Annotated in this window: 10 protein-coding genes and 2 pseudogenes; 5 read left to right on the top strand and 7 right to left on the bottom strand. The window is 59.1% G+C overall.

Annotated elements, in window-relative coordinates; genetic code table 11:
- The first annotated feature begins 40 nt into the window (after positions 1-40).
- The 3 genes from CWO91_RS21200 (at position 41) to CWO91_RS21190 (ending at position 3144) form a co-directional block, all read left to right on the top strand.
- Positions 41-583, top strand: a complete 543-nt coding sequence (locus CWO91_RS21200; protein ID WP_130215961.1) for a tripartite tricarboxylate transporter TctB family protein — start codon at positions 41-43, stop codon at positions 581-583.
- Positions 584-594: 11 nt separating this feature from the next.
- Positions 595-2112 carry a tripartite tricarboxylate transporter permease gene (locus CWO91_RS21195; RefSeq protein ID WP_130215959.1) on the top strand — a complete coding sequence of 506 codons (1518 nt, stop codon included), beginning with the start codon at positions 595-597 and terminating at the stop codon, positions 2110-2112.
- A gap of 159 nt (positions 2113-2271) precedes the next feature.
- Complete coding sequence (locus CWO91_RS21190; RefSeq protein ID WP_130215957.1) at positions 2272-3144, top strand: outer membrane protein; 873 nt, start codon at positions 2272-2274, stop codon at positions 3142-3144.
- A 61-nt stretch (positions 3145-3205) separates the two neighbouring features.
- Here CWO91_RS21190 and CWO91_RS21185 read toward each other — a convergent pair.
- A pseudogene (locus CWO91_RS21185) lies at positions 3206-3870 on the bottom strand (CoA transferase).
- 572 nt (positions 3871-4442) lie between these two features.
- Positions 4443-4954: pseudogene (locus tag CWO91_RS21180) on the bottom strand (NAD-dependent epimerase/dehydratase family protein); the annotation flags it as partial.
- A gap of 1877 nt (positions 4955-6831) precedes the next feature.
- Here CWO91_RS21180 and CWO91_RS21170 point away from each other — a divergent pair.
- Entirely contained in the window at positions 6832-7845 is a 1014-nt protein-coding gene (locus tag CWO91_RS21170; protein WP_165405597.1) for an acyltransferase family protein, read from the top strand.
- Between the two features lie 1180 nt (positions 7846-9025).
- Here CWO91_RS21170 and CWO91_RS21165 read toward each other — a convergent pair.
- The 4 genes from CWO91_RS21165 to CWO91_RS21150 all read right to left on the bottom strand — a co-directional run bounded on the left by CWO91_RS21165 (position 9026) and on the right by CWO91_RS21150 (position 13532).
- On the bottom strand, positions 9026-9460 hold the full coding sequence (locus tag CWO91_RS21165) for a hypothetical protein (protein WP_130215953.1): 435 nt from the start codon (positions 9458-9460) through the stop codon (positions 9026-9028).
- Between the two features lie 717 nt (positions 9461-10177).
- On the bottom strand, positions 10178-10465 hold the full coding sequence (locus tag CWO91_RS21160) for a hypothetical protein (RefSeq protein ID WP_130215952.1): 288 nt from the start codon (positions 10463-10465) through the stop codon (positions 10178-10180).
- 1531 nt (positions 10466-11996) lie between these two features.
- Positions 11997-13190 carry a CaiB/BaiF CoA transferase family protein gene (locus CWO91_RS21155; RefSeq protein ID WP_130215950.1) on the bottom strand — a complete coding sequence of 398 codons (1194 nt, stop codon included), beginning with the start codon at positions 13188-13190 and terminating at the stop codon, positions 11997-11999.
- 129 nt (positions 13191-13319) lie between these two features.
- Positions 13320-13532, bottom strand: a complete 213-nt coding sequence (locus tag CWO91_RS21150; protein WP_433995567.1) for a hypothetical protein — start codon at positions 13530-13532, stop codon at positions 13320-13322.
- Between the two features lie 293 nt (positions 13533-13825).
- On the opposite strand from CWO91_RS21150, the gene CWO91_RS21145 reads away from it, so the two are divergent.
- Entirely contained in the window at positions 13826-16447 is a 2622-nt protein-coding gene (locus tag CWO91_RS21145) for a M10 family metallopeptidase C-terminal domain-containing protein (RefSeq protein ID WP_130215948.1), read from the top strand.
- Here the strand turns inward: CWO91_RS21145 and CWO91_RS21140 are convergent.
- The gene (locus CWO91_RS21140) at positions 16429-17601 is read right to left on the bottom strand and encodes an acyltransferase family protein (RefSeq protein ID WP_130215946.1); all 1173 of its coding nucleotides are present in this window, start codon (positions 17599-17601) and stop codon (positions 16429-16431) included. The genes CWO91_RS21145 and CWO91_RS21140 overlap by 19 nt on opposite strands.
- Positions 17602-17942 lie beyond the last annotated feature (341 nt).

The raw sequence follows: 17942 nt of genomic DNA, 5'->3' as shown, positions 1-17942 counted from the left end.
GGGAGAGGGGGAATTGAACGCACTCCGTCCCTGACAGCTGATGTCTCAAACCGATCTTGAAATTGTCGTCGACGATCCGACCGCGCCCGAGGACGACTCCCCCTCCGTCGTGTCCTCCGGCACGATCGAGATCGTCGTCTGCCTCCTGCTGCTGGCCCTTGCCGTCACGCTCGGCTACGACAATTGGCGCACCGGCGCGTCCTGGGATGCGACCGGGCCCGAGCCCGGCTATTTCCCGTTCTATCTCTGCGTCATCCTCGGCGGTGGCAGCCTCTACGGCCTGATCGTGGCGCTCCTCGCGCACCGCGCGGCGCGCGAGGTCTTCGTGACGCGGGCGCAAGCGCGCCGCGTGATGGCGGTGTTCGTGCCGACGCTGCTGTTCTGCGTGGTGACCCAGTTCCTCGGCCTCTATGTCGCGAGCTTCCTCCTGATCTCGGGCTTCATGCGCCTCGTCGGCAAGATCGCGCTGTGGAAGTCGCTGCTCACCGCCTTCGTGTTCACGGCGATCATGTTCGTCACCTTCGACATCGCCTTCGACGTCATCATGCCGAAAGGGCCGCTCGAAGCGGCCCTCGGGCGCTAGGACGGATCGCGATGGAAGCGTTTGGTCTCCTGATTCACGGCTTCGCGGTCCTGCTGACGTGGAAGACGCTCGTGCTGATGATGGTCGGGCTGGTGCTCGGCATCTTCGTCGGCGTGCTGCCGGGGCTCGGCGGCCCCAACGGCGTCGCGATCCTGTTGCCGCTCACCTTCACGATGGACCCGACCTCGGCGATCGTGATGCTGTCCTGCATCTATTGGGGCGCGCTGTTCGGCGGCGCGATCACCTCGATCCTGTTCAACATTCCCGGCGAGGCCTGGTCGGTCGCGACCACCTTCGACGGCTATCCGATGGCGCAGCAAGGCAGGGCGGCGGAGGCGCTGACCGCGGCGTTCACGTCCTCCTTCATCGGCTCGCTGGTCGCGGTGATGCTGATCACCTTCCTCGCGCCGATGATCTCGTCCTTCGCGCTGAAGTTCGGCCCGCCCGAGTTCTTCGCGGTGTATCTGCTCACCTTCTGCTCCTTCGTCGGATTGGGGCGCGAGGCCAAGCACAAGACCGTCATCTCGATGTCGCTGGGGCTGCTCCTAGCCGGCATCGGCATGGATACCGTCTCGGGCAATCTCCGCATGACCTTCGGGTCGCCGGAGCTGCTGCGCGGCATCAACTTCCTGGTCGCGGTGATCGGCCTGTTCGGCATCAGCGAGATATTGCTGACGATGGAGGAGCGACTGGCGCTGCGCGGACATGCGGCGAGCATTTCGCTGCGCGTCGTGCTCAGCGTCTGGAAGGACCTGCCGAAATATTGGGTGACGCTGCTGCGCTCGTCCTTCATCGGCTGCTGGCTCGGCATCACCCCGGGCGGCGCGATCGCGGCGTCCTTCATGGGCTACAATCTGGCCAAGCGCTTCGCCAAGGAGCCCGAGAGCTTCGGCAAGGGCCGCATCGAGGGCGTGTTCGCGCCCGAGACGGCGGCGCATGCGTCCGGCACCTCGGCATTGCTGCCGATGCTGGCGCTCGGCATTCCCGGCTCCGGCACCGCGGCGATCCTGCTCGGCGGCCTGATGGTGTGGGGGCTCAATCCGGGGCCGCTGCTGTTCGTCGAGCACAAGGATTTCGTCTGGGGCCTGATCGCCTCGATGTATCTCGGCAACGTCGTCGGTCTCGCGCTGGTGCTGACGACGGTGCCGATCTTCGCCTCGATCCTGCGCGTGCCGTTTGCGGCGGTGGCGCCGATGATCGTGGTGTCCTGCGCCATCGGTGCCTATGCGATCCAGAACGCGATGTTCGACATCTGGCTGATGCTCGGCTTCGGAATCGTCGGCTACGTCTTCAAGAAGATCGGCATTCCCCTGGCGCCGTTCACGCTCGCGCTCGTGCTCGGCAACCGCGCCGAGGATGCCTTCCGCCTGTCCATGATCGGCTCCGGCGGGACCTTGAAGGTGTTCTGGTCGAACGGGCTGGTCGGCTCGATCACGACGCTGGCGATCGTGCTGCTGTTTTGGCCCTTGATCGATGGTTTGCTCGGCCGTGTCGGTTGGAGGCAGCGGGGCAAAACGGAGACACCATGAGAAATGAATTAGATCAGTGCCTTAGTTCTATGATGTCGCGATAGTCCTACCCGGGCGCCTAGTCATTGTTTCCAAATGTTGCCGTTGCGCGACAGCCTCGGCAGGGCCTCGGCGCGTATGTTCCTCGTGGAACTATTTATTTTTCACGAGGGAATTGCAATGAAGCGGGTTGTGATGGGAATTGTGGCAGCGTCGCTGGTTGCGGGCAACGCACTGGCCGCTGATCTGGCGTCCAAGCCCTACGTGAAGGCGCCGGTCATCGTCGATCCGGTCTGGAGTTGGACAGGCTTTTATGCCGGATTGAACGCTGGGTACAGCTGGGGCCGGGCGAACACGACCGTGGCGCCGATCGCGCTGCCATTCCCGGTCGTACAATTCGGTTCGTTTGGTCAGAATGTCGATGGTTGGCTGGCCGGCGGTCAGCTGGGCTACAACTGGCAGGTCGATCCCAAATGGGTCGTTGGCCTCGAGGGCGACATTCAGGCGACCGGCGAGCGGTCGTCGCGGACGGTGACCACGACGAGCGCGCGTTACGGTTCGAATATCATCGGCCTCCCAATCGGCAATGACTTCAACTCCATTGCGACGCTCACTGCAAATCTGTCCTACGACCTGCAGTGGTTCGCGACGTTCCGCGGACGCGTCGGCGTCCTGTCGGATCCGCAGACTCTCTGGTATGCGACCGGTGGTCTGGCTGTTGGCGAGTTCAAGTATTCGTCCGCGACCGCTCTTGGAATCCAAGTCTTTGGGCCGGGTCTCGGCGGCACGACTCCACTCGGCGCGTTCAGCTTTCCGATCGGTGCGGGGGCGAGCAGCACCGATACCCGAGTCGGCTGGACGGTGGGCGCGGGCGTCGAACGCAAGTTCACCCGGAATTGGTCGGCGAAGCTCGAATACCTCTACATGGATTTCGGAAGTAAGACTTACTTCGTCGGAACCGCTAACCAGGCGGACGTTAGCTTCCACGATCATATTCTGCGTGCCGGCTTCAACTATGCGTTCACTTCCACGCCGGTCGTTGCAAAATACTGAACTGCGCGAACTCCCTTCGATGCCCGGCAATCTTGCCGGGCATCGTCGTTTCTGACCTGGCTCACACCACCTTGGCGTCCCTGAGCTTGGCAATCTCGTCGGCGCCGAAGCCGAACGCATTCAGCACCTCGTCGGTCTGCTCGCCGAATTCCGGCGGCCGCGCCACCATCTTGCTCGGCGTGCGCGACAGCGTTACGGGCTGGCCGACCAGGCGGATGTGGCGGTCCTCGTCGTTCGGCACGTCCTGCGCGATGCCGAGATGCTTGACCTGCGCGTCCTCGAACATCTGGTCGAGGGCATAGATCGGCCCGTAGGGCACGCCGGCCTCTAAGCTCACGGACCCAGGTCGCGTAGTCGGGATGGCCAAAGAGCTCGGGCGCGCCGATCGCCTGGGCGCATCGCTCCCAGATTCGCCCGTCCGTGGTGGCGATATTGATGTCGCCGTCCGAGATCTTGAACATGCCGGTCGGGATGCTGGTCGGGTGGTTGTTGCCGGCCTGCTTGGCGACCTCCCTCTCCATCAGCCTGCGAGCTTGGTCTTCAAGTCGGGGCGGAAATTCTCGACCACGACATCGGCCGTGGCCGCGAGGTGCTTGAACACTGCGAGCCGCGCTCGTCCTTCAGGTTCAGCGTCATGGCCCGCTTGCTGCGGTGCAAATTCTGAAAGTCGGACCCCCGCCGACGTCCGCCCGGCTGCTCGACGCCGACATCCTGGCGCAGGCGCATCTGGAAGTTACGAAGCCCCGAATGATCGGAACGTACCTATTCGTTCTATCCCGGCAAGAATCTCTCGGCACCATGGGCGGCCGCGCGCCGCCGTTGTTATCAAGGAAACGGCGCCTGCCCAATTGCGGTGCTCGCCAGTCGCGACCGGATTGTGAAGCACGAGCATCAGATCGAGGGAATCGACAGCCGGATTAAATGCAGGCTGCGATCCTGTCGGCCAAGTTACCACATCTGGCAGACTGGAGGGGGGCGCGAGACGTCGCGAATATCTATCAAGCCGCGCTAAATCACATAATGGCATGCAGGTGCCTCACCTAACGCCACGAGCGAAACCACGTCTATCACTCTATACGATAGGCATTCTAAGCGAGTCAGGGCGAGCGCGACCAACGCTGCGACCCTCGCCCACGCTTCGCTGTAGAGAAGGTAGGATAGTTGGCGACCTTGGATTAGCGACAATCAGGCGACCACACGGCGAAGGAGCACGAGCATTGCGCCTTGATTCAAGTCGCGATCGCAGATCGAGATGATGTTGGAAAGGGAAGCCATCATAAGGGGCGTCGTGCGTCCAATCAGGCGAGTTCGAGCGTACGCTTGAAATCGGTGATCGTCTCCTTCAGCCCATCCTCGAGCGCGACCTTCGGCTCCCACTTCAGTGCCGCCTTCGCCTTGGCGAGGTCGGGCTGGCGCTGCCGCGGGTCGTCTTGCTGCAGCGGCTTGAACACCAGCTTGGAACGCGAGCCCGTGAGCTTGATGACCCTTTCGGCGAGCTCGCGGATCGTGAACTCAGAGTTGTTTCCGAGGTTGATCGGGCCGTTGACGTCTTCCGGCGTCACCATCAGCAGCGTAATGGCCCCGACGAGGTCGTCGACATAACAGAAGGATCCGGTCTGCCAGCCGTCGCCGAACACCGTGATCGGCTCGCCCTTGAGGGCCTGAACGATGAAGGACACGCCACACGTCCATGGTTGGGCTGCAGGCGCGGGCCGTAGGTTGTTAAGATGCGCACGACTTTGATCGGAAGGCCGTGCTGGCGCCAATAATCGAAGAACAGCGTCTCGGCGCAGCGCTTGCCCTCTTCAAAACTCCGATTGGCCACCATCCGGGCCGACATGTTCATTTCCGGCTGTTGCAGCTGGCGACGCGGCGCTTGCGCGCCGAGGTGCGGGCTTCACTAGAATTCCCGCCGCTTGAGTCAGGCCCGCACCCCAATGGGCAAAACACCAGGCCGACCTGATTAGCGAGAGGTGTTCGACATTGCGGTCGATCTGCCAGACCAGTGGAAGGCTATGCGCCTGTGTGTCCAAGCTGCTTTGAGCAGGCCTCTGAACGGACTTTTGCGCGGGGACGCTGGTTCAACGCGACAAGCTCCATTGCGACGCCTGCGATACCGAAGTGCGCGGGTTCGGCGTGCGCTGTTGGCCGTCCGGCCAAAATGTTCATTTTGCTCTATCGGGCGAACGGCGGCGGGCGGAAGGCGCCTCAGGGGCGAATGACGCTTGGCGAGCTTTCGAGCGCGGCTGGCGCCCGCCGTTGAGGCATTAGCCTATTGTCGGGGAGAGCTGGGCAGGACAGCCGTAGACCTCCATACGGACGGGCCACGCTTCGGCCTCAGCCCGGTCGCCCTCTCGAACGACATCCTTGGTATTTCTGCGCGTGGACCTTCGCGCCTAGCGGCATTGCGATCGTTGGGATCTTGCCCCTAACTATAAGCGGCTCGGAGTCATCGCGGACCTAGATCTCGATGCGGTGGCGACGTGCTAAAGCGTGACGGCATGCCGCACCCGGCCCAGGTCGAGGCATCAAAGCACCGAAAAGTATTTGTCGAGGCGCCGTTCCAAAATCGGATTTCAAGAAAACGTCCACTAACGTCCTTGCTGATCTGAGCAGAAGGTCGCGCGCAGATTCGATCGCACCAGCGCTATGAAGCACGAGTTGCGTGACAATCTGCTTTAGCAAGATCGCGATCTCGACCCGCGTCGCGAATGCTGCTCCTGTTTATTTAAGAGATCGGCGAGTTTGTCCACGAGCGCGTGTGCGTGCATTCTCATTCGGTTGCGTGCATCTCTTCGCCTGATGCAAAGACGATAGAAATCGAACAGATCGCGGCAATTCGGTGGGGCGATGAGAGCTACGTAAGCTTCCGTCGCAGCGGATCGTAAACCGAGTGCTCTTCGCGATTCCTGAGCGCCGCCGCAACGATCCGGGAAAGCGGCCTGGTTAGTCATGTCCTTTCCGGATGATCAGCGGGACGTCCTTTCCCGCTACGCTCAACTCGGAGGCGGTATTATCGTGCTTGACCTCATGGCACTAATTAAGACCGACCTGCACGGCCTTGGGGCGTGGGTTTCGCAGAACTCAGGGTATGCGATAGATAAGATTAAGGCGCACCAACCTGGCTTTTAGGCCGTTGCCCGCGACTTCGGGGCATGTACAACTCGACGCCGCTCGACCGTGGGGCGGCTATACACGAATGACGCTGTTTGGAGGCGTCGCTATCAGCGCCCGCAGGCTTCGACCGCTGCGCGCCGTTGCATGCAAATTTCGTAAAGACGGCTTCCCCTCCCGTAAGAGCGCGCACATTCGTGAAGCCACATGTCGCAGCTGTCCCCACCATATCGGTTATAGGAACCGTAATAGCGGTCACGGTCGTAGCCACGATGCCGGTGCTGGTCTACGTAAACTCCACCCGGACCGACCTCAAAGTCCAGGGCCTTCGCTGTAGTTATCTCGTCCGCGCTCAGCGCAACCAACGCGACGAGTGCCAAAATATATCGCTTCACGGCCTTACCTCCTCTCAAATTTAAATTCTTAAACGGTAATCCAGGTGAGCTTGTTCCCGCCGCAAAGCCGCAAAGAAGTCTCTGTGGGTGTGTGTTCCCGGCGGTTGATCAGGACGTCCAGTGCTTGCTCGAGCCTAAGTGGATGCGGTATGCCTTTTGCTCGCCAAGGGGCGGGGGAATGGAGCAGCGCGTCGAATATCTGGACTGGTTGAGGGCCGTCGCTGTCATGGTCGTGATGGTGGGCCACGCGAGTCCATCGACGGCTCCGGGAGGGGCTATCGGGGTTAGCGTCTTCTTCGTCATTAGCGGCTATTTGATCTGTAGCATTCTCCTCCGCGACGGGATGCTAACAATCCCAAACGTAGTGAGGTTTTGGGTGCGTCGAGTTGCGCGCATCTACCCAATGTATGTCTCACAGATCGCGATCTTGTGGCTCTGGCTCTATCGTGACGATGCAGACGAACTTATTCTGCAGATGCCGGGCCTCCTCACGTTCACGTCAGACTTTGGGGTGTGGTTTGGATACAGCGTCGGCGTTTTATGGAGCCTCGCAGTCGAGTTCTGGTTCTACATCACATTTCCGGCGCTTCTCTACGTCGCCCGAAAGACTGGCTACCCCTTAGCGTTCTTCCTGATTCTGGCGGTCGTGAGCATCGCAACCCGGCTAAATCAAACGGAGTCGCTGACCCTGGCCTACTACCATCAGTTCCTCATTGGCGTGATCATTGCTCTTCTGGCCGATGATCAGAAAGTGCCGAAGTTTCTTGCAAGTAATATCGCGTTCAATTCGGCTGTTGCGGGTCTCGCAATTTGCGTGGCGATCCCAATCACGGCTCGCAACCTCGGTGGGTACTTCCAGGGGACGTATGCAGCGCTCGCGACAGGGGCGTTGATTTGTTGTTGGCTGCAACGGCCGCCGCGCGCTTCGTTGCCGATCGTGCAAGGTATCGGGGCAATCTCTTATTCGGCGTATCTCCTGCATCCGATCATTATCGATTACGTCTGGAAGACGAAGCAGCATCTTCCGAGCCACATCCCGACCTTCGTGGCGATTACTTTGGGTGCGTCGCTTGTGACTTACTTCGTGATCGAGCGGCCGTTCATTGCGCTAGCTCACAAGTGCACGCCGTTCAGCAAGCCGAGGGAACAGGCGGTCATCATGCAAGGCGCGAACACGCCGGCGGCTCGGTGAGTCAATTTTTGGAATAACAGCAGCGCTGAAGCTATGTGTGAAAGGGAAAGAACCTATCTCGCGATCTACTGCGAGATGGCGGGACGGGCTGCGAGACCAATTCCGACAAGCCGTTAGTGCTCTCCGACGTCAGCGGGCGTTTGTGTAGGCGCAGCCGTATGGCTTCCCCCGTCCAATGTCGCCGCGGTAGCAGCCGCTGCATTGCCTTCTTCTGTGGCTTCTCAGCAGGAAATATCATGCAAGTTTTAAAAAGCGAGCGGCGGAGCATAGTATAGCGGTCGCACGTCGAGTAGCCCACCATCGAAACGGCACTGCTTGAGCTGCTTCTGCCGGTCCACGCTTAATCTTGAATTCCAAGGTCCTTAAGGCCGCACCTACGACGCCGGACACGTCCATGAATGCACGTTTTGAAGTTGAACGAGAAGGCCCCCGGAGAAGCCACAATCTGGGGGCCGTAGATTCCGCCAGTGTCGCACCCCAGGCCGCCGCAAGGCGTCCGGAGATGAAACCTGTAAGAATCTGCATTGCGGCGGCATCGAGCGATTTAGCTCCACTCTCAACCGCGGAAAACGCCCTGTGGACGAAGGCGCAGATTTTCGGGAGGCACAGCTTGCTGCGTGGGACAGGTTTGGCCCATTTCAAACTGTGATTGATTCGGGTACTCGGAGGTTCAAACCCTCTCGCTCTCCGAGCTATACATAGCCGGATTTATGATGATCCGCCCTTTTACCGACTATCGAGCGTCGGCACGAGTGCTGCTATCGCCCTGACATGCTTTTGGTTCGTCCAGGTGCATAAGCGAGCAGCTGTCAATTTGCGCAAAGCTCAAGCAGCTAGGCACCCTTAGGCCCTTGAGCGACGTCAATGACATGGCAATCCGACCCCACAGTGATCACGATCGTGTAGCTTTTTTGAGCCCGCCCTGGTCGGTCGGAGGCGCAAGGTGCAGTTGGCCTCCATACCAGTCGCTGGGCAGCAGTGTGTTGTCTTAGATCAACCGCTTGCTCAAGGACCGCCATGTTGCGCTGGCCAAGTCCGACCCGCCGACGTTTTGGACAGCCTCCACTTGTCCGACTCGAAACTCGAAAGGCTGGAGATTATTGGTGCCCACCCCGAACACGAGCCGGCCCTTCGCTTGTAGCTGACGAGATGTCGGTCGAACGAGCACCAAAGAACTCTTCTATCGAGAGACAAAGGCATCCGCTCCCTTGGTCAGTTCCAATGCTAACTCGACAGGCTTCACGAGGGTGATCCGTCCGACGAAAACGAAGATGTTCGAAAGATCGAGCTCGGCCAAAGACGACATCGTCCCAAAGCTTGCGTTCTCAGCGGCATTGCGGACAGTGCCTCTTTTCAGAAGGACGGATAAGTTTTCCGGTGTCATGAGCTTGATCGCGAGATCATCGGCGATCGCGTTGATCGCCATCCGCTCGAATGGTCGTACCGGCCGACTTTGGCCCACTCGATCAAGGTACGCCAACATAAGCTGATCGAGAGGGAATGGCGTACGCGCGGCATGTCGGTCCGTGCCATGACCTGCGAAGCGTCCCCGTTGCGAACCGCCGAAATAAGACCCAGCACGGATACGAAGCCGACCCCGCCGTTCGACGATCATCCGCCACGACCTCCCCGGACCGAGCCGCAAGGTTGGGGGCGGTCATTTTCGAAAGCGGGCAGGCAAACGACATAGGAAATTTCCCAGGGCACGGGCTAATGAGCCGGTCGCTGTTGGGTTAACGGCGACACAAGCCCAAAGGCCGGTCTGCTGCAGCTCGGTCCTGTGAAAAGGATCCAGACCTCGAACAGCGTGATGCATGCCGAAATCGGTAGGCAACGCTCTGTCCATGTGTCGAACCGCGCATTGTCGCCACTCGACTCTGGGCGGATGCAAACGTTCCTGTGCCGGAACACCCGGGGAAGGATATAGACAACATTCTCCAAATTATGGTGGGATGATTGCGCAAACCTCAAAATTCGATCCCTTGCGACTATGAGATCTTGGCTCAATACTCTGCTTATCGTCTCCGGGATCTTCTTCGGATGGCTGGCGCTCAGCGTTCTTACATTTGATGACATCCCGAACGGCTCTGCTTATCTGGGCCTCAACCGCTAAAGGGGGCCTGGTGGTTCACGCTGGCGTCCTAATGCTGGAGGAGTACCGCTGAGGAGACTGCCTCAACAGTCTCGAGAGACAAGGACGCTGCCGGCTCGAAATAAAGGTCCTGGCAACGTTTCATTCTCAAACTGAGGCCTAAAATCCCAGTTGGCTTCGATTAGCAAGGGGCATGCCACGGGACTATGACGAGCCGCGATCATTCATGCGCGCCCGCGGTCAACGAATCGGCCGTGCCTCAGCCTCAGTTCTCTTTGCAAGTCTCTCCAGATATTCACTTATCGCTTGTCTCAATTCAGCGTTTGAGTCTGCCTGTTCCTGCCGCATCTTCCTCGCTGTGGAAATCATGAGGTCGGAAACCTGAGTATCAAAGCGTTGCGGATCCAGATCGTCTCGCTTCTTGAGATCAATGAGCAGGCCACCGACTACAACCAGCGTAGCCATGTTCATGGCGAGTGACGGGATCGTCAAAAGGATGGTGACTCGAAACCAGTGCTTCTCAGTCAAGGTTTCAACTCCCCTGGGCGAAAAGGTTGCTCGAGTCTTCGCGCACCCGCAAGGCGAGCGCAAGGGGAACCGGGAAGGATAGGCAAGAGTCCGGCCTACTGTTGCGCTTCGGCCTCGGTTTAAGGAACACCCGCCGATGACCATCATCGACTCGGGATTGCCGGCACTAGGCTATGGCGTGTTCACTCTGGCGGGCGTCGCTCGATTGATGCCCCATCATCGCCCGGCGGCGTCCTCTTTCGGAGTCGAGAAGTTTCGGCAAAGGCGGCATCTGCGGGTGCGGAGTATCTTCGGCTGGTCGGGAGAGGGAGCAACTTCCTCTGTTTTCCTCCCGGTGGCGACAACTCCAATGGAGCCGGTGACTACTAGCAAGGCCCCCTGCGATGATCAGCCAGTGTGGCAATGTTGCGACGATTGATAGCCACACAGTCTCCGCCAAGTGTTCCCCCTTGGCACGCTGGTTGAGCGTGGTCCTGTAACTTCGGCGTTCTTGAGCCACGATCAACTCAGTATTCCCGCTGTTAACCATTCGTGAATTGCCGCCGTGATGACCGTGGGAATACTGATCAGGGTATGTTGGTAGGACTAATTGATTACTGGCTGTATCGGCGTCTTCGCAGTCGGGGCCACTTTCGCGGCGATCATCTACTACGATGCTTGGTCTGAGCGTAGGCGTCAGTAGAATACCGCCGTACTAGAGCAGGAGAGCGAAAGCACCTATGTGACGCTTCACAGGTGCTCTACCGATCGAATGAAGACTTCGCCGGCCCCCAGCTCCATTTGTCCGGCAAGTAACGATCAATAGCACCGTCCGCAGACTTTGCTGCTTCCATGAAGTTCAGGCCGGACGGATGAGGATGAGCTTGAGGATCGAACTTCCGGTGGTCTTCGTCCCGTTTGGTCTCTGAGCGATATCGGTTGACATGCTGGGCCTCCGTTGTCCACGAATGGCTTAGCAACGCTTGTCGGTTGTCGAGGGGCCGCGCGCGTATGTCCAAGGCCCACGCCCAAAGGTGCGCGGGACCGTCTGATGTCGGTCATTTCGCCCCTGGACTCCGCATCTTGCTCGAAAGCCAAAACATCATGCGCTCATCCCTTGCTCTGCGTTGCGACGTTGCTCCCTGCGAAACCGATATTGGCCGCGCGCTCGCTCGCCCGAAAACGGACCTCATCCTGATCATCGAGGAAGGCCGCTCTCATTCATGCTTGCCACTCTCAAGGGCAAGGCCGCCAGCCAATTCCGCGCCCTTACGGGCCAACCTGGTCGAGGTCGACCCCGCGGTTAGATTGCCGATGGCAAACCGAATGCTTAACGCGAAATCCTGGAAGCTTGCTTGCAGCTGCACTGATCGTGGCACGAAGGCGCGCAGGGCGTCTCGAGGTCGCCCGCCGTGCTTCCGATGTGCTTCCGGCGCACTTCTGCGGCGGAGCACGAATTAGGTAAGTGACTGTGCTGCCGGACAGGATTGAACTGTCGACCTCTCCCTGCCAAACGGATCTTACCCAAAGCGAGATTGCCCTACCGTAGCATTCAGACGACGCCAGCTTCCCTTAGTCGGCCGATTTCCCCGGCGCCGAAGCCGAATTCCTTCAGCACCTCGTCGGTCTGCTCGCCGAATTCCGGCGGCCGCGCCACCATCTTGCTCGGCGTGCGCGACAGCGTCACGGGCTGGCCGACCAGGCGGATGTGACGGTCCTGGTCGTTCGGCACGTCCTGCGCGATGCCGAGATGCTTGACCTGCGCGTCCTCGAACATCTGGTCGATGGCATAGATCGGCCCGCAGGGCACGCCGGCCTCGTTGAGCTCACGGACCCAGGTCTCGGTCGACTTCGTCACGGTGCGCTTCTCGATCTCGGCGTTGAGCGCCTCGCGGTTCTTGGAGCGGGCAGGGGCCGTCGCGTAGTCGGGGTGGCCAAAGAGCTCGGGCGCGCCGATCGCCTGGGCGCAGCGCTCCCAAATCCGCCCGCCCGTGGTGGCAATGTTGATATAGCCGTCCGAGGTCCTGAACACGCCGGTCGGGATGCTGGTCGGGTGGTTGTTGCCGGCCTGCTTGGCCACCTCCTTCTCCATCAGCCAGCGCGCGGCCTGGAAGTCGAGCATGAAGATCTGGGCCTGGAGCAGCGAGGTCTGCACCCATTGGCCCTTGCCGGAGACCTCGCGCTCGAGCAGCGCGGTGAGAATGCCCATGGCGCAGAACAGGCCCGCCGTGAGGTCGGCGACGGGAATGCCGACCCGCATCGGTCCTCCGCCCGGCGCGCCGGTGATCGACATCAGCCCGCCCATGCCCTGCGCGATCTGATCGAAGCCCGGGCGCTTATGATAGGGGCCGTCCTGGCCGAAGCCGGAGATGCTGCCATAGACGATGCGTGGGTTAATCGCGGCGAGGCTCTCATAGTCGATGCCGAGCTTCTTCTTCACGTCGGGGCGGAAATTCTCGACCACGACGTCGGCCCTGGCGGCAAGGCGCTTGAACACGGCGAGCCCGCGCTCGTCTTTCAGGTTGAGCGTCATCGCCCGCTTGTTGCGGTGCAAATTCTGGAAGTCGGAACCCCGCCTCGGTCCGCCCGGCTGCTCGCCACCGGCATCCTCGGTCAGCGCGTCGATCTTGATGACATTGGCGCCCCAATCCGCGAGCTGCCGCACGCAGGTCGGCCCGGAGCGGACCCGGGTCAGATCGAGCACGGTGAAGCGCGACAGGGCTTCCGAGGCATGCGGAAAGGGCATCGTGAAAGGCTCCGGGACAGATTGCGGCCCACCATAGTGCCGAAAGGCCCTGCGACAAGTCTGGGCCGGCGCGGATGCCGCCTGTCGAAATGCAATGGCTGGCGCGGTTTGCCGCGCTGCGTGAAGGAATCAGCGCGACAGGCGCTTCAGTTCCGCGCGCGCCTTCTCGGCCAGCGGGTCATCGCCGTGACGCGCGATGAAGAGCTCAAAGGCCTCCCGCGTTCCCTTCCGGCGAGCGGCTTCGTATTCTTCGGCCACCGCAACGGCAGGATCGCGGGCCATTGGCATGGTGGGCGAGCGGCCCGCCTTGCCGCTGTCATCCGCATTGGCCTTCTCCACCATGACGGGCAGTCCTCCGAAGGGCGCATCATCGAATCCGCCGAGCGCCGCAAGGACGCTAAACAGGCCAGCTGCGAGTGAACATCGTTTCATGAAATCCTGCAAATTACGGGCGGGCGGGAACCGAGACCTCTTGCCTTTGTTTCCCGTATCACTACGGGATTTCATAGCTAACAGCGCATTATGGCAGAGGTCCGGGCACTCTCGCCCCATTTAAACCAAACGCTTAACTCTCTAGCTAGACTAATCTGTTAACGCCTCGAATTGGATGGGGCCTCCTGCTTCGGAGATTCGCTTTGGCAACCGCGGTTACGGTCACCAAGACCAACAACGCCGATATCGATGGTCTGCTGTCGGGCTACAAATGGTCCGGCGCGATCTCCTATAGTTTCCCGGATTCGTCCAGCGACTACGCCAATCCGTACACCGGCGGCAGCAGCGAGCCGACCACGTCGGGCTTCGCCTCGGCGCCGACCCAGATGCAGGTCGCGATCAACTACGCCATCGGATTGATCAACAGCTATACCAACGCCAACATCCAATACGCGGGCACGAACGGCGCCGACATCATGATCGCGCAGTCGCCTGCGGCCAACCCGACCTCCTACGCTTACTACCCCGGCAATTATGCGTCCGGCGGCGACATCTGGTTCGGGACCCAATACAATTACTCGCTTGCCAAGCTTGGCAACTATTATTTCACGACCGCGCTCCACGAGCTTGGTCACGCCCTAGGCCTGAAGCACAGCCAGGAGACGGGTGGCGTTGCCAACGTCGCGGTGCCGAGCGCGCACGACGACAGCGAATATACCGTCATGAGCTATCGCAGCTATATCGGCGCTTCGACCACGAGCGGATACACCAATGAGGCCTACGGATATCCGCAGACCTACATGGCCAACGACATCCTCGCGCTGCAGACGATGTACGGTGCGAACTTCACGACCCAGAGCAGCAACACTGTCTACACCTGGAATCCGACCACGGGACAGGAGTTCATCAACGGCGTCGGGCAGCCCGCGCCGGGCGGCGGCGTCGGCGGCTCGGCCAACCGAATCTACGAGACGGTCTGGGACGGCGGCGGCGTCGATACTTACGACCTGTCGAACTACACGACGAACCTAAGCATCAGCCTCAACCCCGGCGCGTCGTCGGTGTTCTCCTCCGTGCAACTGGCATATCTCGGCGACGGCCATTACGCATCGGGCAACGTCTACAACGCCTACCTCTACAACGGTGACGCGCGCTCTTACATCGACAATGCGATCGGCGGCTCCGGCAACGACACGATCATCGGCAACGCTATCGCCAACACGCTGAACGGCGGCTCCGGCAATGATACGATCACCGGCGGTAGCGGCAACGACACCATCATCGGTGGAGCGGACGTCGATACGGCGGTGTATTCGGGCAATGAGGCCAACTACAACATAGCGTACAACTCGAGTACGCAGACCTTCACCATAACCGATCTGCGCTCAGGCTCACCTGACGGTACCGATACCGTGTTGGGGGTCGAGTATTTCCAATTCACCGACGGTTCGGTTGCGAGCTCCATGTTGGGCGAAATCACAGTCGAGTCGTTCGGTTCGACCAGTCTCCTTCTGGTCGGCAGCGATTATTTCTTCGAGCCGATTGGGGGAGGAACGAGGACAGAATTCAGCTACGGAGGATCCCACGTCGCGCAAGGGCAGTTTGGCACTTGGTTTCCGATCGGGGTGGAAGCGATTTCAGGCGGCTATGAGGTGGCTTGGAAAAGTGGATCACAGTTTACGGTGTGGTATACAGATAGTAGCGGCAACTACACCTCAAATGCGGGATTGTTTGCCGCGAACAGTAGCAATGTGGATTCCTTCGAGACGAGCTTTCATCAAGATCTGAATGGAGATGGCACGATCGGGATTCCCCCGGTGGCAGGAACGATAATTGAGTCACTGGGTTCGACCAGCCTCGTGCAGGTGGGGGGCAATTATTTCTTCAACCTGGTAGCGGGAGGGACGGGCGTAGAATTCGGTTACGGTGGCAATCCTGTTACCCAAGGTCAGTTTGGCGGGTGGTCTCCGATCGGGGTAGAAGCAATTTCGAACGGCTATGAGGTGGCGTGGAAGAGCGGCTCGCAATATACCGTCTGGTATACGGATAATAGTGGCAATTACACCTCAAACGCCGGACTGCTTGCGGTCAATAGCACGACCTTGGAGTCTTTTGAGACGAGCTTTCATCAAGACTTGAATGGAGATGGCACGATCGGGATTCCCGCGGTGGCAGGAACGATAATAGAGTCACTAGGTTCGACCAGCCTCGTGCAGGTGAGCGGCAATTATTTCTTCAACCCGGTAGCGGGAGGGACGGGCGTAGGATTCGGTTACGGTGGAAGTCCTGTTACCCAAGGTCAGTTTAGCGGCTGGTCTCCGATCGGGGTAGAAGCGATTTCGAACGGGTATGAGGTGGCGTGGAAGAGCGGCTCGCAATATACCGTCTGGTATACTGATAATCGCGGCAATTATACCTCGAATGCGGGGGTACTGGCCTCCAACAGTTCCAGCTTGGAGCGTTTTGAGACGAGCTTTCATCAGGACCTGAATGGCGATGGCACGATAGGGGCCACCACTCAGGCTCCCTTGCAGTCAAATTCGCCAGTTGAAGAGCACCACGTTTCTTATTGGTCGTTCGCCACCGCGAAGGAACAATTTCTTTTCGTTGATGCCCAAGAGATTCTCCCGGGGCGGCCTAGCTTGCTAGATTTCGCTCAGTTCGATTGGAACCCGGCTGCTAATCCGCATTTAACGCAAGCGAACCCGCCTCCAGCTGGCTTTTCGTTATTTGGAGAAATGATGCAGAGACACGACAGCGTCAACGCTCTGCATGAGAACGCGCTCAGTCTAGCTGGTCACCATGACTACTTAATTTCTATGTAGCCTAAATGACCGCCCTTTTTGTGATGGGAGCCGTAGTCATGTTGACGCGCCCACTTCAGAATAGGCTTTTCCAATATATTGTAGGATATCCAGCAGAAGACCGTGGTGCTCACAAATGCGCAAATGAGCAAAAACAGGTCCTCTGGAGTCTGCAGGCGTTCTCCTCGTCCCCTTGCGAGGAAGAACAGCCCAATCACCATCGGATGGAATAGGTATACAGAATAAGAGATCGTCCCAAAAAACTGGAGTGGCGCGCAGTGAAGCACTCGAAGCCTGCGGTGATCTCTGTTCAAGACAATGACTAAAATTGCAATCCCATAGAGCAGCCCAAGATACAAATGGCCCCAATAATACATCGTATCTGCGGGTTGCTTAGAATACAGGACGAGGAACAAGGGAATCGCCCCCACACATAGAGCCAGAACAAATGTGATCAGGGAGCTGCGCCTTTTCAGCCACGCGACACTTTGTTCTTGCCTAAATGCCAAGGCGATCAATCCTCCCAGGCAAAGCTCATCAAGTCGTAGCAATGTGTTCACATAGGGAGCAAAATGATACTCGGGATATTTGAGATGAAAATATGCACGCGCTGCAGCTGAGATCGCGCCGGTCGCGCAAAGAATGATCCTCAGACGGGGCGCTGGTGTTAGATAGACGACAAGAGGGAAAACCAGGTAAAATTGCTCTTCGATGGCAACTGACCAAGTGACGCTAGAGGCGCTCGGCCCCCATTCATTTTGGAAGGACATATACCAATTTTGCAGGAACAGAAGGTAAGTGACGGGACCTATATCTGCATTGAAATAAGTGTTCGGGGGAAGGCACAATGTGACCCCCCAGAAGAACGCGAGCAGTAAGAGATAGGGGGGCAATATCCTCGCTGCCCGACGCAGGTAAAACGTCGCGAAGTAGTTCCGTTTCTCCCGTTTATCGACAAGAATTCCGATGATTAAAAAGCCGGAGAGCACAAAAAACAGATCTACTCCCGTGCGACCGAAGACCAGTATGCTAGAGAGCCACGTGGATGCGATGCCTAGGCTGGGTGAGATGATAGCTCCAATGAAGTGCCAGAGAAGGACCATCAGCACTGCGACGCCTCTGATACCAGTTAGCTCGACGATGTGCTGTTCGGAGGAAAGAATTGCGTTCCTCATAATCTTTCCCCCAAAAAGTTAGGCGGCTTTTAGCTCCATTTCGATCGGTGATATATCCAATCCGGAATGGAGCCGGGTTCGGTTTCAAAAACCCCTCGACGAAAGCGAAGATCTCGCGTTGGGCCTCGGTGCGGGTCTTGTAGCGTTTTGAAGATGAACGAGCTCGATAGGTTATGAAGAAGCCTTCATGGGGGATTGTCGAATCGAACAATCCTAGCACAGCACTGATCGCTGCACCGGATTAGGCGTCGCGGTGGTCCTCGATGGAGCGGGCGGTCATGTCGGGGGTTGGCACCGAGCGCCGCAGCACTTGAGCCGCGCAGACCGAGCTGTCTTTGGCC

The sequence above is a fragment of the Bradyrhizobium genosp. SA-3 genome, from assembly GCF_004212635.1.
Taxonomy (GTDB): domain Bacteria; phylum Pseudomonadota; class Alphaproteobacteria; order Rhizobiales; family Xanthobacteraceae; genus Bradyrhizobium.
The sequence above is the reverse complement of the archived record's forward strand: the minus strand, read 5'-3'. Positions and strand labels throughout refer to the sequence as shown.